This is a genomic window from Reyranella sp. (assembly GCF_965229815.1).
Lineage (GTDB): Bacteria > Pseudomonadota > Alphaproteobacteria > Reyranellales > Reyranellaceae > Reyranella.
Window position 1 is genome coordinate 1503689 of record NZ_CBDDJN010000002.1, and the last position, 18236, is coordinate 1521924.

Sequence of the window (18236 nt, forward strand, 5' to 3'; positions counted from 1 at the left end):
TGCAACAAGGGGAGATCGACATGAACTGGACCGACCGCCGCCGGCGCTTTCGCGCGATCCTCTCGGGCGACCGCTGTCACCATCCCGGCTCGGTGTTCGATCCGATCTCCGCCCGCATCGCCGAGGACCTCGGCTTCGAGCTCGGCATGTTCGCCGGCTCGACGGCGTCGCTCACCGTGCTGGGGGCGCCGGACCTGATCGTGCTGACGCTGTCTGAGTTCGCGGGCCAGGCCTATCGCATCGGCCGTGCCGGCAACCTGCCGCTGATGGTGGACGCCGACCATGGCTACGGCAACGCGCTCAATGCCCGGCGCACGGTCGAGGAGCTGGAGACCGCCGGCGTGTCCGGCCTCAGCCTCGAGGATACCGAGCTGCCGACTCCGTTCGGTGCGACCAAGCCCCGGCTCACCTCGATCGCCGAGGGCGCGGGCAAGATGAAGGCGGCGCTGTCCGGCCGCCAGGACCCGTTGCTGTGCATCGCCGGCCGCACCAGCGCCCCGCAGATCAGCGGGCTCGACGATGCCATCGCCCGCGGCAAGGCCTACGAGGCGGCCGGAGTCGATGCCCTGTTCTTCGTCGGCGTCCGTACGCGCGCCGAGCTCGACGCCATCGCCGCGGCCACGACGCTGCCGCTGATCCTCGGCGGCGGAACCCCGGAACTGTCCGACCTCTCGTACCTCGCCGCGCGACGGGTGCGGATCGCCTTGCAGGGCCACCAGCCCTTCGCCGCCGCGGTGAAGGCCGTGCACGACACGCTGAAGGCGCTCAGGGACGGCACGCCGCCGGGCAAGCTCAGCGGGATCGCCGATGCCGAGCTGATGAAGCGCGTGACGCGCGACGCCGACTACACGAAGTGGACCAGGGACTATCTCGGCGGATAGGGATCGCCGAAGCGTCTCAGCCGGTCGAGGACGGGATCGGGACCAGGGTGACCGCGACGCCGTAGGAATGCGATTCGCCGCCCAGGATGACCCCGCTCAGCGGGCTCACGTCGGCGAAGTCGCGACCCCAGGCGACGGCCACATGGTCCTCCCGCGCCACCAGGTCGTTGGTCGGGTCGAGATGCACCCAGCCGGCGCGTTCGCCGCACCACACCGCGACCCAGGCGTGGCTGGCATCGGCGCCGCGCAGTTCGATCTCGTCGGCGGAGTTCAGCGTGCGGATGTAGCCCGACACGTAGGCGGCGGCGACGCCGTGGGCGCGCATCGCCGCGATCTGGACATGGGCGAAGTCCTGGCAGACACCGGCCTTGCCCGCGAAGACGTCGGCCAGCGGCGTGCTGATGTCCGTGGCGCCCGGATGGTACTCGAAGTCGGCCCTGATGCGGGCGGTGAGATCGCGCGCCACCTCGAGGATTGGCCGCCCCGGCGTGAAGGACTTCGCGCCGTAGGCCTTGAGCGCCTCGACGCGCGGCACCAGCGGCGATTCGTGGACGAACTCGCTCGCCTCGACCGGCACGGGGAACCCGTTGCCGGCGAGAGCCTCGCGCACGTCCTCCCAGCGCGGCGTCTCGGCGGCGGGTGGCGGGTCGGGGAAGCGGACGTCGATCGTGGCGCGGACCTCGATGTCGAAGCGCGTGTGCGGCTGGTCGATCTGGTAGACGTCGATATGGTTGCGGAAATGGTCGAGATGCCGGGCCGTGAGCGCGGGCGTCGGCGTGGTCTCGATGCTGACCGCCTCGACCTTCTGCCCGACGAAGTCGCGGGCCCGCAGATGGGCGATGTGATGGGCGGAATCGACGCTGCTGCCGTAGGCGTAGGTGGTGCGATGCGAGAGCTGGTAGCGCATGGCGTCGATCCTCAGCCGACCGACAGGCCGAACGACTGCGACGCCGGCACGTGGGAGAAGTACGCGCGCGTCACGGCCTCCGACAGCCGGTCGAGCGTCTCCTCGGTGGTCGCGGTGACCTCGCGCAGGAGGGTGAGCGCCAGCCCTTCGTGGCGCCACGCCTTCTCGTCGCCGGCGAACTGCTGGACGGCATTGACGAGGTCGGTCTCGGTTGCCGGCCCGATCGCCGGCACGCGCACGCCGGACGCCTGGGCGAGACGGTCGAGATGGCCGTCGATGGCGCGCAGCTGGAACACCAGGGAGCGCGGGTTGCCGTCGTCCAGGATCACGAGGTCGAGCACCGGCGCGGGCTGCAGCTGGCCGAGGTAGCGCGTGCGGTAGGTGATGGTGCTGTCGCACATCTCCAGCGCCAGCCGCATCGAGGCGTCCCAGTCGATCGGCGTCTGGATGAACGGACCGAGCGCGCCGGTCAGGATGTAGTGCGCGCGCTCGACGCGCCGCCCGAGATCGAGGAAGCGCCATCCGGTGCCGCGCGTCATGTTCTCCTGGGCAAGGCCCGAGAGGGTTGCGACGAAGCGGACGACCTCGTCGAGCGCCGCCAGCAGCGGATCGAGGTTGCCGCGCGCCGACAGCAGCCGGTGCCGCACCTCGATCATGAGCGGGCCCGCCGCGGTCGTCATGTCGGCCGAGAAGCGGTCGCGCATGCTGCTGGTCAGCCGCCGGATCGAATCCAGCACCACCGACAGGCCGCGATCGTCCGAGGCGATGGCGGCCAGCCCCTGGTGGAAGGCGACGCTGTCGGGCGCCGACAGCGCGGATGTCTGGTCCATCAGGTTCGCCTCGTGCAGCAGCTTTCCGAGCAGCCGCAGCTCGGTCAGGTCGCGCGGTCCCATCGCGCCCTGGGCGACGCGCTGGGCGGTGATGCGCAGCAGCCGCGCATCGTTGTCCAGGCGCTCGATGTAGCGGCCGAGCCAGTAGAGATTGTCGGCGACGCGGCTCTGCAGGTCGGCGCTGCCGCGATCGACGGCAAGCTGGTGGAAACGCCGCGTCGAGGGAATCTGGACGTCTCCCGCATCCTCGGTGAGCACCCAGACATCCTTCAGCGTGCCGTTCAGCCGGCCAAGCGCGCCGAGGCAGGTGTCGCCCACCGGCTCGCGGGCCAGCCCGCCCGGCAGCACGCGGTAGCCCTCGCCGTCGGCGATCACGAAGACGCGCACGACCACGGCGGCGGGGATGAGGCCCTCGCCATCCCATTTCGGGCTGAGCGAGGGGGTGACGGGATACTGGGCGACGAATCGACCGGGCGTCGCGCGGATGCGAGCCTCGAGCGCGCGGCGCTCGCCCGCCTCCAGCATGCCGACGATGATCGGCTCGCGGTCGGCGCCCAGGCAGTCGCGGACGATCATCAGATCGAGATTGGCCAGCACGAAGGTGAGCGCCGGCGATTCGCCCAGCCACCACACGTCGAGCGACGGAAGCTCGAGCCTCTCGCCCAGCAGGTGCTCGCTCAGCCGCTCGAGGAACGGCATCATGCCCGGTGTCTCGACCAGCCCCGATCCGAGCGCGTTGGCGAGCGAGACGTGGGCGCTGCGCGTGGTCTCGACCATGCCGGTGATGCCGAGCGCCGAGTCGGGGCGCAGTTCCAGCGGATCGGCGAAGGCGCTGTCGAGCCGGCGCAGCAGCGTGTGCACGGGCCGCAGGCCGGCCAGCGTCTTGAGCGAGACGTGGCCGTCGCGCGCCACCAGGTCGCCGCCCTCGACCAGCGGCACACCGAGCGCACGCGCGAGATAGACGTGCTCGAAGTAGGTCGCCGACAGCGGACCCGGCGTCAGCAGCGCCATGCTGGGATTGGCGACCCCCGCGGGCGCCATGGCCGCCAGCGAATCGTGCCAGCCGTCGACGAACGGCCGCAGGTGGCGTACCGGGACGGAGCGGAAGACCTCCGGCAGGCTGCGCGCCAGCACGCGCCGCATCTCGAGCGCATAGCCGATTCCGGACGGCACCTCGGTGTGGTCGGCCAGCACGTGCCAGCGGCCGTTCCCCAGCCGCACGAGGTCGACCGCGTAATGGGTGAGGCGATGGGATGGCGCCTTGCCGTCGATCACGCGGCAGGCGCGCAGGAAGTGCCGGTTGGCGTGGACCAGCATCGGCGGCAGGAGGTGATCCTTCAGCAGGGCCTGCGGCCCGTAGAGATCGGCCAGGATCGAATCGAGCAGGCGCGCCCGCTGGATCAGGCCGCTTTCCAGACCCGCCCATTCGTCGGGCGTGATCACGAAGGGCAGCGGATCGAAGTGCCAGCGCGGGGCGCCGCGATCGTCGAGCAGGTTGACGGTCGCGCCCGACTGCTCGAGCTGGCGGCGCGCGCTCTCGACCCGCTCGCCCAGCCCGCCGGGCAGCGAGCGGATGATGCTCAGGATGCCTTGCCAGTGATAGCGGATCGACTTCTGGCCGGTGACCAGCTCGTCGTACGCGCTTGCCGGCGTCGAGGTAAGGCCGCGCAACGACTCCATGGGCCCACGGTTGAAGGTTCGGGACGGCGAGAGTCGCACGGGGCGGAGGCGGGGTCCACCGCGCCGTCCCGAGGAGGAACTGGGCTCTAGGTCGCCCGCCTGAGATCCAGCGTGAGCGGATGCTCGGGATTGTCGACCGGCCGCGGTTCGGGCATGCCGCCCGGCGAATGGCCGATCGGGAAGAAGCGGGCGCGGCGACGCGCCTCGGCTTCGTTGGCGTTGACCGGCATGCGGTCGTAATTGCGGCCGCCGGGATGGGCCACGTGATAGGAGCAGCCGCCGAGCGAGCGCCCGCTCCAGGCGTCGTGGATGTCGAAGGTGAGAGGCGCATGCACGCCGATCGTCGGATGCAGCGCGTTCGCCGCCTGCCAGGCACGGAAGCGCACGCCGGCCACGTACTCGCCGACCGTGCCGGTGGCGCGCAGCGGCAGCCGCCAGCCGTTGCAGGCGATGCTGTGACGCTGCTCGTTCAGTCCCATGACCTTGACCTGCAGGCGCTCGACTGACGAATCGACGTAGCGGACCGTGCCGCCGCCGCCCGGCTCCTCGCCCAGCACGTGCCAGGGCTCGAGCGCATGGCGCAGCTCGAGCTCGAGGCCGCGCTGGGCTACGTCGCCGATCTTGGGGAAGCGGAACTCGAAATGCGGCGCGAACCATTCCGGCTCGAAGCGGTAGCCGGCTTCGGCGAGGTCGGAGAGAACGTCGGAGAAATCTTGCCAGACGAAGTGCGGCAGCATGAAGTCGTCGTGCAGGCGGGTTCCCCAGCGCGTCAACGTGCGCTCGTAGGGCCGGTCCCAGAAGCGCGAAACGAGGCCGCGCAACAGCGCCTGCTGCGCCACGCTCATGCGCCAGTGCGGCGGCATCTCGAAGGCCCGCATCTCGAGGAGCCCGCGCCGGCCGGACGCCGAATCGGGCGCGAACATCTTGTCGATGCAGAACTCGGTGCGATGCGTGTTGCCCGTGGCGTCGACCAGCAGGTTGCGAAACAAGCGGTCGACCAGCCAGGGCGGCGTCTCGCGGCCCGGCTGGATCTGGCGGAAGGCGATCTCGAGCTCGTGCAGCGCATCGTTTCGCGCCTCGTCGACGCGCGGATGCTGGCTCGTCGGGCCGATGAACAGGCCGGAGAAGAGGTAGGAGAGGGACGGGTGGTTGAGCCAGTAGCCCAGCAGGCTCTTCAGCAGGTCGGGCCGGCGCAGCAGGGGCGATTCGGCGGCCGAGGCGCCGCCCAGCGTGACGTGGTTGCCGCCGCCGGTGCCGGTGTGGCGGCCGTCGATCATGAACTTCTGGGCGCCGAGCCGCGTCGCGCGCGCCTCCTCGTAGACGATCTCGGTCTTGGCGACGATCTCCTTCCAGCTGGCGGAAGGATGGATGTTGACCTCGATCACGCCCGGGTCGGGCGTCACGCTGAAATGCTGCAGGCGCGGGTCGCTGCCCGGCGGCGGATAGCCTTCGATGAAGACCGGCTGGCCGAGCTCCTCGGCGGTGTCCTCGATCGCGGTGACGAGCTCGAGATAGTCCTCGGTGCGCTCGGTCGGCGGCATGAAGACGAAGAGATGGCCGTCGCGCGGCTCGAAGGCCATCGCGGTGCGAACGACGTTGGCGGCCGACGTGCCGATGCCGGGCCGCGGGCCGAGGTCGGGTGCCAGCGCGCGCCGCCACGCCTCGCGACGCGCCTCGCCGTCGCCGCCGGTGTCCTGCGGCCGGCTGGGATCCTGGCGGCGCAGGACGGGCGCCCGGCGGAAGGCGTCGAGCGGCGGCAGGTCGGGATGCGGCGCCATCGGGTCGGGCTCGGCCATGAAGCCGGCATCGGCCGGCGCGGCCCAGGGCAGCGAATCGAGCGGCAGGCGGAAGCCGAGCGGCGAATCGCCGGGAATCAGGTAGCACTTCTCCGAGCGCAGGAACCACGGGCCGCTGCGCCAGCGGCCACGGCCGTTGTGCTCGCGCCCATGATCGCGGGAGATCGGCAGCACGGTGCCGACGGCCGTCTCCAGGCCCTTCTCGAAGATGCGCGCCAGCCGCTCGCGCTCCAGCGCATCCTTTACCTTCGACTGGTCGATCGTGACGTTGCTGGGCAGCCGCCGCTCGCGCCACAGATAGTACCAGGTGTCCTCGAACGCCTCGAAGAGATAGTCGGGATCGAGCTGCAGGCGATGGGCGAAGGCCAGCGCAAAGCGTTGTGCGATCTCCGCCGTCGCCCCGGCCGGTCGCGCCTCGAGGGCATAAAGATGCGGGTCGCGCCAGATCGGCTCGCCGTCCTTGCGCCAGTGGCAGTTGAGCGCCCAGCGCGGCAGCTGCTCGCCCGGGTACCACTTGCCCTGGCCGAAGTGCAGCAGCGGCGCGGTCGCGAAGCGGTCGGCGAGCTTGCGGAACAGCACGCCGGCCAGGCGCCGCTTCTCGGGCCCCAGCGCGAGCGTGTTCCATTCGGCGCCGTCCATGTCGTCGATCGACACGAAGGTCGGCTCGCCGCCCATCGTCAGGCCGAGATCGTGCCGCTCCATGTCGCGCTCGACCGTCTCGCCGACCGCCAGGAGCGCGGCCCACTGTTCGTCCGTGTAGGGCTTGGTGGTGCGCGGCGTCTCGCGTACCCGCGTCACCTTCATGTCGTAGGCGAAGGTGACTTCGCTCTCGTCGACCGCACCCTCGATGGGCGCCGCGCTCGACGGCTCGGGCGTGCAGGCGAGCGGGATGTGGCCCTCGCCGGTGAGCAGGCCCGAGGTCGGATCGAGCCCGATCCAGCCCGCGCCGGGCAGGTAGACCTCGCACCAGGCGTGGAGGTCGGTGAAATCCTGCGTCGGTCCTTCCGGCCCCTCGAGCGGCTTCTCGTCGGGCGTGAGCTGGATCAGGTAGCCGGAGGCGAAGCGGGCGGCGAAGCCGAGGTGGCGCAGGATCGTCACCAGCAGCCAGGCCGTGTCGCGGCACGAGCCGCGCGCGAGCTGCAGCGTCTCCTCGCAGGTCTGAACGCCCGGTTCGAGGCGCACGATGTAGCCGATCTCCTTCTGCAGGCGCGCGTTGAGGCCCACGATGAAGTCGACGGTGCGCTGGCTGCCGCGATCGACCGTGGCCAGCCAGGCGGTCAGCAGGGGGCCGGGCGGTTCCAGCTTGCGGAAGGGCGCGATCTCCTCGGCCAGCGAGGCGTCGTAGGCGAACGGCCACTGCTCGGCGTCGGGCTCCAGGAAGAAGTCGAACGGATTGATCACCGTCATGTCTGCGACCAGGTCGACCACGACCTCGAAGCGATCCGTCTTCTCGGGGAAGACCAGGCGGGCGAGATAGTTGCCCTGTGGGTCCTGCTGCCAGTTGATGAAGTGCCGGGCGGGCGCGATCTTCAGCGCGTAGGAGAGGACCGCGGTGCGCGAATGCGGCGCCGGCCGCAGCCGCACCACCTGCGGCCCCAGCGCGACCAGCCGGTCGTAGCTGTAGGTCGTCCGATGATGGAGAGCGACGTGAATGCTCATGGAAAGGCCCGCCCGCTCCCGCTCAATTTCGCTCCACAATACACTTAGCAAGTGACATGCCAGCAACAAAAATGGCGTAGTGCAATCCAAAGCGCCCGCCCTGAGCGCGGCTCCTCAGGACGAGGTTTTCTTCTGTGAGATGCGAGCAATGACGGACTATTTCGATCTCTCCGGCAAGGTCGCCCTGGTGACCGGCGGCAGCCGCGGCCTGGGTTACCAGATGGTGAAGGCCTTCGCCGCCCACGGCGCCGATGTCGTGATCACCAGCCGCAAGCGCGAGGCCTGCGAGGCGGTGGCGGACGAGGTGCGGGCGCTCGGACGACGCGCCGCGACGCATGCCTGCAACGTCGCCAACTGGCAGGAACTGGACGGGCTGGTGGAGGCCGCCTACGCCGCCATGGGAAAGGTCGACATCCTGGTGAACAATGCCGGATCCTCGCCGTTGGCGCCGTCCTCGCTCGAGACGCCGGAGCAGCTCTTCGACCGCATCGTGGCACTGAACTTCAAGGGACCGTTCCGTCTGATGTCCCTGGTCGGCAGCCGCATGGCGGCAGGCGAGGGCGGCTCGATCATCAACATCTCCAGCGCCGGCGCGCTCAGGCCGCGGCCGCAGATCGCGCCCTATGCCGGCGCCAAGGCGGCGCTGAACGCCATCACCGAGGCCTTCGCCTTCGAGTACGGTCCCAAGGTGCGGGTGAACACCATCTCGCCGGGCCGCTTCCTGACCGACGTCTCCAGGGCGTGGAGCGAGGAGCACAAGCTCAATGCGACGGCGGCACTCAGGCGCAGCGGCCGACCCGAGGAGATCGTGACGGCGGCTCTCTACCTTGCTTCGAGCAAGTCCAGCTTCACCACCGGATCCCTGGTCCGGGTCGACGGTGGCATCGCCTGAGGCCGGGCGAAACGACCGGCCCGACGGCGACCTGTTTGCAGGAGGAAAGAAGATGAAGATGAAAGCTGCCGTGCTCACCGTGTGCGGTGCGCCACGTCCGTTCGCCAAGTCCAAGCCGATCCAGATCGCCGAGGTCGACCTCGATCCGCCGGGCGAGGGCGAGGTGCTGGTCAAGGTCGGCGGCGGCGGCCTCTGCCATTCCGACCTGTCGCTGGTGAACGGCGACCGGCCGCGGCCGGTGCCGGTCGTGCTGGGCCACGAGGGCGCGGGCGAGATCGTCGAGGTCGGCGCCGGCGTGCACGACGTCAAGCCGGGCGACCATGTCTGCTTCACCTTCAACGTGAGCTGCGGCCGCTGCCGGCGCTGCCTCGAGGGCCGGCCCTATATCTGCGAGCGCTCGGTAACGCCGCGCGCCGCCGGCCAGCTCCTGTCGGGACATCATCGCCTGCACCTCGACGGCAAGCCGGTGAACCACCAGTCCGGCGTCTCCTGCTACGCCGAGTATGCCGTGGTCGACCGCGGCTCGATCGTGGTGATCGATCCGACGCTGCCGCTCGACGTGGCGGCCCTGTTCGGCTGTGCCGTCGTCACCGGCGTCGGCGCCGTGGTCAACACCGGCCAGATCCGGCCGGGCAGCTCGGTCGCCATCGTCGGCCTGGGCGGTGTCGGGCTCAGCGGCCTGATGGGCGCGGTGCTGGGCGGCGCCGGCCGCATCGTCGCGATCGACCTCAGTGACGAGAAGCTCGGCCTGGCGCGCCAGCTCGGCGCCACCGACACGGTGAACGCCCGCGACCCCGACCATGTGAAGCAGGTCCGCGACCTGACCGACGGCGGCGTCGACTATGCCTTCGACCTCGCCGGCACGATCAAGGCGATGGAGACGGCCTACCTGGTGACGCGCTGGGGCGGCACCACGGTGACCGCCGGCCTGTCGCCGATCAGCGCCGACTTCTCGTTCAAGCAGAGCGGGCTGGTCAGCGAGGAGAAGACCATCAAGGGCAGCTACATGGGGAGTTGCGTGCCGGTGCGGGATATCCCGCGCTTCATCTCGCTCTACCAGCAGGGCAAGCTGCCGGTCGATCGCATGATGAGCCAGCGCATCGGCTTCGACGAGGTGAATGCCGGCTTCGACCGCCTGCAGGATGTCGCCACGGTTCGGCAGGTGCTGGTTCCCCACGGATGATGGCCAACCTCGCGCTCGCCAGCCTGATGGTGAGCCTGACCGTCGTCGTGCACTTCGCGGGCCTGCTGATGCTGATGCGCATGCTGCGGGCCCGCGGACACCGCTTCCGCGCGCACGAGAGCGCGGTCGGGCAGGGCGCCGCGATCGTCTTCGTGGTGCTGGGCCTGATGGCGTGCCACACCGCCGAGATCTGGCTCTATGCGGTGGTCTACTACTGGTTCGGCAGCCTGCACGACTTCGAATCGGCGCTCTACTTCTCGACGACGAGCTTCACCACCATCGGCTACGGCGACGTGGTGCTCGACAAGCACTGGCGCCTGCTGAGCGCCATCGAGGGCGCCAACGGCCTGCTGCTGTTCGGCTGGTCGACCGCCTTCCTGTTCGCCGTCACGGCGCGCATGCGGACGCTCGAGCACGACTGGCTGGAGCGGCCGGAGGCGCCGCGGTGACGGCGGAGGCGAGGCGGAGACCCGACGCATCCCGCCTCGCCTCGCGCCGCCCTACTCCATCTTTGCGCCGCTCGCCTCGATGATCGGCTTCCACCGCTGCATCTCGGCGGTGAAGTAGGCGGCCGACTTCGCCGCGTCCGCGTCGGCCACCGGCTCGATCGACATGGCCCGCAGATCTTCCTGGAACTTGGGGTCGCTCATGATCTTGCGGGTCGCGTCGGCGATCACGTTCGTTTCCATCGCCGGCGTCGCGGCCGGAAGGGCCACCGGGTTCACCGTCGAGACGAGTACCTCCGGCAGGCCACATTCGGCAGTGGTCGGGACGTCGGGAATCACGCTCGAGCGCCTTTCCGCGCAGATCGCCAGGTAGCGCAGCTTTCCCGACCGGTACTGGCCGAGCGACGTGCCAACCGTGTCGAGCAGCCAGTTCACCTCGCCCGAGAGGGCGGCCTGGAGGGCCGGGCTGTTGCCCTTGTATGGGACATGGAGCGAGACGAGGTTGCCCGCCTGCATCTTGAAGAGCTCGGCGCCGAGATGGTTGATGCTGCCCATGCCGGACGAGCTGTACCGATACTTGTCCGGGTTGGCCTTGAGCAACGCCACCAGCTCGGGCAGCGTCTTGACCGGTAGTTCGGGATTGCAGGCGATCACCATCGGTACAAAGCCGATGATGAACAGCGTGAAGTCCTTCACCGGGTCGTAGGGTGCCTGCGGCATCAGCAGCGGGCTCGTGACCTGGGTCGAGGACGAACCGATCAGCATCGTGTAGCCGTCCGGCTTGGCCTTCGCGACGATGTCGGCGCCCACCGTGCCGCCGGCGCCGGCCTTGTTGTCGACGACCACAGTCTGTCCGAGTTGCGCCGCAAGCCGCTCGCCGTAGCGTCGGCCCAGCACGTCGGTCGGGCCGCCCGGCGGGAACGGCACGACGAGCCTGATCGGCCGCGAAGGGTACTTGTCCTGCGCGAAGGATGCCGCCGGCAGGCTGGCGCTTCCGGCCAGGGCGCTCGCGCCGAGCAACAGGGTACGTCTCTTCATCGATTCCTCCTCGTTGATGTTGTCACCAGTGGGGCCGGCGCTTCTCGAAGAAGGCGGCGATGCCTTCGCGGGCCTGCGGGCTCGCGAGTCCGAGGCTGATGCTGTCCACGGCGCTGGCCATGGCGGCGCGGTGGCCGGCCTCGTCGCTGTGCCAGACGAATTCCTTGGTCCGCCGCACCGCATCCGGGCCGCTGCGCAGCAGGCTCTCCAGGAGCTTGCGCAAGTCGGCGTCGAGCCCGCCGGCCGGCACGGCGCGGGTGATCAGGCCGATCCGGTCCGCCTCGCGGGCGTCGATCCGCCGGCCGCTCAGCACGAGGTCCATCGCCTTCTTGCGCCCGACGGCCAGGAACAACGCCATCAGGGCCGGCGAGGGCGGAAAGCCGTGATGGACCTCCGGATAGGCGAACAACGCCTCCTCCTCCGCCACCGCGATGTCACACCAGCTCGTGAGGGTGGCGCCGGCGCCGAAAGCATACTTCTCGACCACAGCGACGGTGGGCTTGGGGCAGAACCAGACGGCCTCGTTGAGTGCCTTGAGCTTGTCGTAGGTCGCCACGATCGTCGCATTGTCGGCATCCTGCAGCGCCCGCAGGTCACGCAATTCGCGGCCGGCGCAGAAGATGCCGCCACGGCCGCGCACGACGATGACGCGGCACGCCGAGTCGGCCGCCAGGGCACGATAGTGGCCGGTCATCGCCTCGATCAGCGTGTTGTTCAGCGCGTTGCGATGCGCCGGGTTGTCGATCCAAAGCGTGGCGACGCCGCCCGCGTGATCCAAGTCGATCTTGCCTTTCGAGGCTTCGCCGCTCATATCGCACCCTCCTTGCGCAGGGCCGCGATCTTGTCCTCGCCAAAACCCAGCTCTTGTTTCAAAATCGAATCCGTATGCTCGCCCAGCGCGGGCGGCGCGCCGCCCGGCACCGCCGGAGTCGCCGACAGGTTCAGTGGCACGCCGGCAAGTTCCAGGGAGCGGCCGCCGCGTCCCGCTACGTCGAGCACCATCTCCATGGCGCGGACCTGCGGATGAGCCAGTGCCTTGGCGATGTCGTTGACGGGCGAGCAGGGAACGTTGGCGGCATCGAGCAGGCGAACCCACTCGGCCGTTTCACGGGTTGCGAAGATCTCCGACAGAGCGGCGATCACCTGTTCGCGCTCGGCGATCCGCTGGGTCGTCGTCGCATATTCCGGGTTGGCGCCCAGCGCGTCGGCGCCGATGGCCGCGCAGAGCCGGCGCCACGCGGCGTCGTTGGTCGCGCCGGCCAGCACGTAGCCGTCGCGGGTGCGGAACGCTTGGTAGGGCACGATATGCCAGACGCCCGAACCGTCGCGCGGCGGCAGCTTGCCGGCCAGCGTGTAAGCCGGCACGTGATAGCCCAGCAGCGCGATCGCGGTCTCGAGCAGCGACACGCGGATATGCTGGCCGTCGGCCTTGCCGGCGAGCCGAGCGTAGAGGGCGGCCGAGACGCCGGAGAAGGCGAGCATGCCGGTTGCCATGTCGATGAAGGAGGCGCCGGCGCGGATGGGGCCGCCGTCGCGCTCGCCGGTCATGGCCATCATGCCGCTGAATGCCTGGAGCATCAGGTCGTAACCGGGCTTGCCGGCGAGCGGCCCGTCGTGGCCGTAGCCGCTGATGGTGACGTGGATCAGGTCGGGCCGCAGCGCCCGCAGCTTCGGGTCGTCGACGCCCAGCCGTCCCGCGACTGCCGGCAGAAAGCTGTCGATCACGACGTCGCTGCGGCGCACCAGCGCCGCCAGGATCTCTTGACCGGCCGGACTCTTGAGATTCAGGGTCATGCCGCGCTTGCCGCGGTTGACGCTGAGATAGTTGGCGCTCTCACCGTCGACCACCGGCGCCCACTTGCGGTTCTCGTCGCCGCCGACATCCTCGACCTTGATGACGTCGGCACCGAAGTCCGCAAGGAGCTGGCCGCACGATGGTCCCGCAAGCACGCGGCTGAGGTCGAGGACGCGGATCCCGGAAAACGCGCTCATGTCACTGGCCGCGCACAGTGGGCGTGCGCTTCTGCCGCCAGGCCTCGTGCGCGTCCTTCGAATCCTCGGTCTGGCTGAGCGCCATGAAGCGATAGACGTCGACCTCCGAGGCGTCTCGGATGCTCGGGATGTCGAGTCCCCGGGTCAGCGATTCCTTGGCCAGCCTCGCGGCCAGCGGCGGCAGGGCGGCGATGTCGTCGGCCACCGCCATCGCCCGTTCCATCAGATCGGCGTGCGGGACCAGCCACTGGGCCAAGCCGATCCGGTAGGCTTCGGCGGCGTCGATCGGATGGCCGAGTGCGGCCTTCATCGCGTGGCCCTTGCCGACCCAGCGCGCCAGCCGGACGGCACCGCCATAGGCCGGCATGATGCCCAGCCGCACCTGCGGTAGCCGCCATTCGGCGCGTTCCGAGGCGACGATCAGGTCGCAGCAGTAGGTGGCGATGCAGCCGATGCCGATGGCATAGCCGTTGACGGCGGCGATCACCGGTTTTGGAAAGTCGGTCAGCAGGTTGGCGACGAACTTTCGCCAGTGAGGGATGGCCGTGATGAAGGCAGCGGGAGAGGCAACCGTATGGGTCGTCGTGTCGGCGAGGTTGGCGCCGGCCGAGAAGGCGCTGCCCTTGTCGTCGCCCGTCAGGACGACGCAGCGGATCTCGTGATCCTTCTCCAGCGCCGCCAGCTCGGACTCCAGGCCCTCGTTGAAGTCCTCGTCCCAGGCGTTGCGGGCGTCCGGCCGGCTGAGGGTCAGGATGGCGACGTGGCCGCGAATCTCTTTGAGCACTGGCATGGTGGTTTCCTCCGTTGGAGGCGGCGCGCCATCACGGCAGGACGGTGCCGCTTATTCCGAGCCGGCCGAGCCGATCAGGCGGCCGTCGGCGGTCGGCCGACGTCAGTGCGGGATCGATCGGTCCGGGGCCGGATGCCGTTCGTCTTGCGGTCATTTCGCGTTCCTCCGGCGCGGAAGATTCGCCAGGGCGCGTCATTTTTGAATTATATTTTTCGTATGAGAGTAATACGAACGGCAGATCAATGAATCTGCGGTCTCTGCGCTGCTTCATTGCCGTGGCCGAGGAACTGCATTTCGGGCGCGCGGCGCGCCGATTGAACCTCTCCCAGCCGCCGCTGACCCAGCACATCAAGGCGCTCGAGGCCGAACTGGGCGCCAGCCTGTTCCAGCGAACCAAGCGATCGGTTCGCATCACCGATGCCGGTGCCGCCCTGCTCGACGAGGCGCGGCGCCTCATCGCCGAAGCCGACGGGTTGCGCCACCTGGTCCGGCGCGCCGACGAGGGTGGCAGCAGCTACCTGCGCGCGGGCTTCATCACCTCCTCGGTCTTCACGGCGGCCCGCCGGATCTTCGCGCGCCTGTCGCGCGGGGTCCCCGGCATCACCGTCATGTGGCAGGAGATGAGCTCCTCGGAGCAGATCGAGGCTCTGCACAAGGAAAAGATCGACATCGCCTTCCTGCATGTGCCGGACCAGCATGACGGGCTGACGGCACGGCTGATAGTGCGCGAGCCGATGGTCATGGCGGTGCCAGAGGCGCACCGGCTGAGCGGCCGGCGCAGTGCCACTCTTGAGCAGTTCGCCGCCGACGATTTCGTGCTGCCGCTGCGCCACATGTCGCCAATCTTCCACGACAGTATCATCGCTGCCTGTCGCGAGGCCGGGATCAGCCCGGTCATCCCGCCGCACGAGCCGCGCAACCTGCTCACGGTCCTCAGTCTGGTGTCGGTGGGAGCCGGTGTGTCGGTGGTGCCGGCGACGTTGGCGGCATCAGGCTTTCCCGGCGTCACCTTCCTCGCGATCCGCGGCACCCGGTTGGTGTCCGAGGTGTCGGCTCTGTGGAAGCCCGACAACCGCTCGCCGGGCCTCGCGCGGGCGCTTGCGGCCCTTCGGTTTGCGGGGCGACGCGCGCGGGCGTGAGGGGGCCGTCCTCAGCGGAGCTCGAATCCCAGCCGCGCCAGCGCGCCGCGGATGCGTTCGCGGCCCATCATCGACTTGAGCGGCCCCATCCGGTTCAGCACGCGCTGCGACCAAGTCGTGGCCTGCATGTCGTTGCGCGCCGAGAAGGCGGCCATCTCGGAATCGTAGGCGGCACGGTCGCGGCTCTCAGCCGTCGCCGCATAGCGCTCGCGATGCAGGACCGTCGACTGCGCGAGGCGCGGCTTCACCTCGTTGCGCGTCGCCGGGTTGCCGGTGCCCACGCAGAGGCCGAACACGACGAAGGCGCGCGGCGGCAAGCCGAGCAGCTCGGCCACCCGGACGGGATCGTTGCGCATGGCGCCGATGTAGACGGTGCGCAGGCCCAGCGATTCGGCGGCGACCACGGCGTTCTGCGCCGCCAGGGCGGCGTCGACGCAGGCGACCGTGAAGGTCTCGAGCCAGGGCAGGGCCTCGAGCTCGGTCTTCTCGGCGGCGCCCAGCCGCTCGTTGCGCGACAGGTCGGCGACCCAGCAGATGTACAGCGGGCACTGCTCGATGTGCTTCTGGTCGCCGGCGATGCGGGCCAGCTCGCGGCGCGTCGCGGGATCGTCCACGGTGACCGCCGACCAGAGCTGCATGTTGGAGCTGCTGGCGGCCGACTGCGCGGCGGCGATCAGCGTCTCCAGGGTCCCGGGCGGCACCGGGTCGGGCAGGAAGTCGCGCACCGAGCGATGGTCGAGCAGGCCGGCGATCGTCTCGTTCCACGGGCCGTGCGGCGGCAGGGCCGCACCGTAGCGGCGGGAGAGAGACTTGGTCCGGTCGGCGCCGGCTTCGGTCGTTGCGGGAGTCAGTGCGTCCATGCTGTGTCGGCCTGCGGTTTGGCGCGGGTGACGGCAGTCAGCAGCGCGAGGAAGATGAAGGCGGTGACGATCATGAAGATCGCTCGCGGCTCGTGATGGTCCATCAGCGCGGCGTAGAGCAGGGGCGCCACGACGCCGCCCAGGTTGAAGCCGGTCGAGACGAAGCCGAACACCTTGCCGAACGAGCCGGGCGGCGTGACGGCGCGCACCATCATGTCGCGCGACGGCTGGATGACGCCGTTCAGCAGCCCGCCCAGCGACATCACGCCGATCAGCAGGATGGCCGGCATGCTCACCCAGGCCATCAGGATCGCCATGGTCGAGGTGCAGGCGAAACCGACGGCGGCGACGCGCTCGTGGTGCGGCGTGCGGTCGGCGATGAAGCCGCCCAGCAGCACGCCGCCGGCGCTGAACAGCAGGAAGCCCGAGAGGCCGATGTTGGCCACGGAGGCCGGCGTGCCGTGGATGGCTCCGAGGCCGACGACGCTGTAGGTCTGGATGCCGCCATTGGCCATGGCGATGCAGAAGAAGAACAGCAGGTTGCGCAGGATCGGCGCGCTCAGCAGCAGGTCGAGGCCGACCTTGGCCTCGGCCGCAGCGCCGTGCGACCGGGCCTTGTGCGGCTGCGGCTTGTGGACGACGCGCGGCAGGATGCTGCCGGCCACGATCAGCAGCAGGGCGACAGCGAAGGACAGGGCGCCGGCGAACAGGAACGCGCCTTGCCAGCCCCACAGGGCGGCGCAGCCCAGCACCATGGCCGGCGTCACGCCCGACCCCAGATAGCCCGCGAACGTGTGGATCGAGAAGGCCTTGCCGATCCGCTTGTGGTCGACCGTCGCCGACAGGATCGAATAGTCGGCCGGATGGTAGACGGTGTTGGCGACGCCCAGCAGGGCGTAGGCGATGATGAAGAACCAGTAGCCCGGCAGCAGCGCGGCGGCGACGATGGCAGCGCCGCCGACCACCAGGCCGCCGATCAGCATGAAGCGCGGACCGAAGCGGTCGACCATGAAGCCGGCCGGCGTCTGCAGCAGGGCGGAGGCGATGTTGAAGACGGTGATCGCCAGCGCGACCTGCGTGTAGGTGACGCCGAACGCCTCCTTCACCTGGAGGAGGATCGGCGGCAGCAGCATGATGTGGATGTGACTGACGAAGTGCGCGATCGCCACCAGGCCGATGATCTTGGTTTCGCGCCCGACGGTTGCCGAGGCGGGCAGCGGCAGGGGTTCACTCGTCGACGACATTGACACCCAGGGTCCCGATTCCGGAGATCTCGACCTCGACCTTGTCGCCGCCCTTCATCCAGAGCGGCGGCTTGCGGCCGAGCCCGACTCCGTCCGGTGTGCCGGTCGCGATGATGTCGCCCGGTTCCAGCCAGGTCACGGTCGAGAGATATTCGATGATGGTGGCGACGTCGAAGATCATGTGGTCCGTCGTGTCGTGCTGCACCACGGTGCCGTTCAGCCGCGTGGTGAGCTCGAGCGCCTGCGGATCGGGGATCACGTCGGGCGTGACCAGCCACGGGCCGAGCGGCCCGGTCGCCGGGAAGTTCTTGCCGGCGGTCACCGAATGCTTCTGGAAGTCGCGCACGCTGCCGTCGAGGAAGCAGGTGTAGCCGGCCACGACCGACAGCGCGCTGGCCCGCGACACGTGGCGGCAGCGTTCGCCGATCACGACCGCGAGCTCGCCCTCGAAATCGAACTCGATCGAGGCGCGCGGCCGCACGATGTTGCCGCCGGCGCCGACCAACGTGCTCTGCAGGCGGGCGAAGACGCTGGGAACGGTCGGAAGCTGGCGGCCGACCTCGCCGGCATGGCTGGCGTAGTTCAGGCCGACGCAGAGGATCTTGTCGGGGTTGGGTATGAGCGGCGCCAGCTCGACGTCGCCCAGCGCGACGTCGGCCTTGGCGCCCTTGGCGGCGTGCGCCAGCGCCGGCAGCGCCTTGGCCGCCAGCACGTCGCGCAGGCTGGCCCAGGTCGACGAGGTCCGGGCGGAGAGGTCGATGACACCGCCTTCGACGACGGCACCGATCCGGACCGCGTCCGCATGGCGAAAACTGACCAACCGCATGCGGCGACAATCCCAGATGGCAACGCCCTTGTCATCCGAACGCGCAGCACAGGAGATGTGCCGCGCGCGACGA

15 protein-coding genes are annotated in these 18236 nt (G+C 69.5%); 5 read left to right on the plus strand and 10 right to left on the minus strand.

Annotated elements, in window-relative coordinates; translation table 11 throughout:
- Positions 1–20: 20 nt before the first annotated feature.
- On the plus strand, positions 21–881 hold the full coding sequence (locus ACO073_RS07645) for an isocitrate lyase/PEP mutase family protein (protein WP_421996564.1): 861 nt from the start codon (positions 21–23) through the stop codon (positions 879–881).
- 16 nt (positions 882–897) lie between these two features.
- Here the strand turns inward: ACO073_RS07645 and ACO073_RS07650 are convergent, their stop codons facing one another.
- From ACO073_RS07650 to ACO073_RS07660, 3 genes are all read right to left on the minus strand, one after another.
- A complete protein-coding gene (locus ACO073_RS07650; protein ID WP_421996565.1) occupies positions 898–1788 on the minus strand; it encodes a transglutaminase family protein in 891 nt (296 codons plus the stop codon).
- Positions 1789–1799: 11 nt separating this feature from the next.
- Positions 1800–4298, minus strand: coding sequence for a circularly permuted type 2 ATP-grasp protein (locus tag ACO073_RS07655; protein ID WP_421996566.1), 2499 nt, complete (start codon positions 4296–4298; stop codon positions 1800–1802).
- An 86-nt stretch (positions 4299–4384) separates the two neighbouring features.
- On the minus strand, positions 4385–7753 hold the full coding sequence (locus tag ACO073_RS07660; RefSeq protein ID WP_421996567.1) for a DUF2126 domain-containing protein: 3369 nt from the start codon (positions 7751–7753) through the stop codon (positions 4385–4387).
- Positions 7754–7901: 148 nt separating this feature from the next.
- Here ACO073_RS07660 and ACO073_RS07665 point away from each other — a divergent pair, with 148 nt between their 5' ends.
- From ACO073_RS07665 to ACO073_RS07675, 3 genes are read left to right on the plus strand one after another with little or no spacing between them, the layout of a single operon-like run.
- Complete coding sequence (locus ACO073_RS07665; protein ID WP_421996568.1) at positions 7902–8645, plus strand: SDR family NAD(P)-dependent oxidoreductase; 744 nt, start codon at positions 7902–7904, stop codon at positions 8643–8645.
- A gap of 52 nt (positions 8646–8697) precedes the next feature.
- Positions 8698–9828, plus strand: a complete 1131-nt coding sequence (locus ACO073_RS07670; protein WP_421996569.1) for a zinc-binding dehydrogenase — start codon at positions 8698–8700, stop codon at positions 9826–9828.
- Positions 9825–10277 (plus strand): potassium channel family protein, encoded by a 453-nt coding sequence (locus ACO073_RS07675; protein WP_421996570.1) that lies wholly within the window; start codon positions 9825–9827, stop codon positions 10275–10277. The genes ACO073_RS07670 and ACO073_RS07675 overlap by 4 nt, the downstream gene beginning before the upstream one ends.
- Positions 10278–10328: 51 nt before the next feature.
- Here the strand turns inward: ACO073_RS07675 and ACO073_RS07680 are convergent, their stop codons facing one another.
- Genes ACO073_RS07680 through ACO073_RS07695 form a run of 4 tightly spaced genes read right to left on the minus strand, consistent with a single transcriptional unit; the run spans position 10329 to position 14094 of the window.
- A complete protein-coding gene (locus tag ACO073_RS07680) occupies positions 10329–11312 on the minus strand; it encodes a Bug family tripartite tricarboxylate transporter substrate binding protein (protein ID WP_421996571.1) in 984 nt (327 codons plus the stop codon).
- A gap of 22 nt (positions 11313–11334) precedes the next feature.
- Positions 11335–12123, minus strand: a complete 789-nt coding sequence (locus ACO073_RS07685; protein ID WP_421996572.1) for an enoyl-CoA hydratase/isomerase family protein — start codon at positions 12121–12123, stop codon at positions 11335–11337.
- Positions 12120–13304: a CaiB/BaiF CoA transferase family protein gene (locus tag ACO073_RS07690; protein ID WP_421996573.1), complete on the minus strand. Its 1185-nt coding sequence runs from the start codon at positions 13302–13304 to the stop codon at positions 12120–12122. The genes ACO073_RS07685 and ACO073_RS07690 overlap by 4 nt, the downstream gene beginning before the upstream one ends.
- 1 nt (position 13305) lies before the next feature.
- Positions 13306–14094 carry an enoyl-CoA hydratase/isomerase family protein gene (locus tag ACO073_RS07695; RefSeq protein WP_421996574.1) on the minus strand — a complete coding sequence of 263 codons (789 nt, stop codon included), beginning with the start codon at positions 14092–14094 and terminating at the stop codon, positions 13306–13308.
- A 242-nt stretch (positions 14095–14336) separates the two neighbouring features.
- On the opposite strand from ACO073_RS07695, the gene ACO073_RS07700 reads away from it, so the two are divergent.
- Positions 14337–15233, plus strand: coding sequence for a LysR substrate-binding domain-containing protein (locus ACO073_RS07700; RefSeq protein ID WP_421997409.1), 897 nt, complete (start codon positions 14337–14339; stop codon positions 15231–15233).
- Between the two features lie 11 nt (positions 15234–15244).
- Here the strand turns inward: ACO073_RS07700 and ACO073_RS07705 are convergent, their stop codons facing one another.
- From ACO073_RS07705 to ACO073_RS07715, 3 genes are read right to left on the minus strand one after another with little or no spacing between them, the layout of a single operon-like run.
- A complete protein-coding gene (locus ACO073_RS07705; protein WP_421996575.1) occupies positions 15245–16093 on the minus strand; it encodes an NADPH-dependent oxidoreductase in 849 nt (282 codons plus the stop codon).
- Positions 16081–17337 (minus strand): MFS transporter, encoded by a 1257-nt coding sequence (locus ACO073_RS07710; RefSeq protein ID WP_421996576.1) that lies wholly within the window; start codon positions 17335–17337, stop codon positions 16081–16083. The genes ACO073_RS07705 and ACO073_RS07710 overlap by 13 nt, the downstream gene beginning before the upstream one ends.
- Complete coding sequence (locus ACO073_RS07715) at positions 17321–18163, minus strand: fumarylacetoacetate hydrolase family protein (RefSeq protein ID WP_421996577.1); 843 nt, start codon at positions 18161–18163, stop codon at positions 17321–17323. Before ACO073_RS07715 ends, ACO073_RS07710 begins: the two co-directional genes overlap by 17 nt.
- Positions 18164–18236 lie beyond the last annotated feature (73 nt).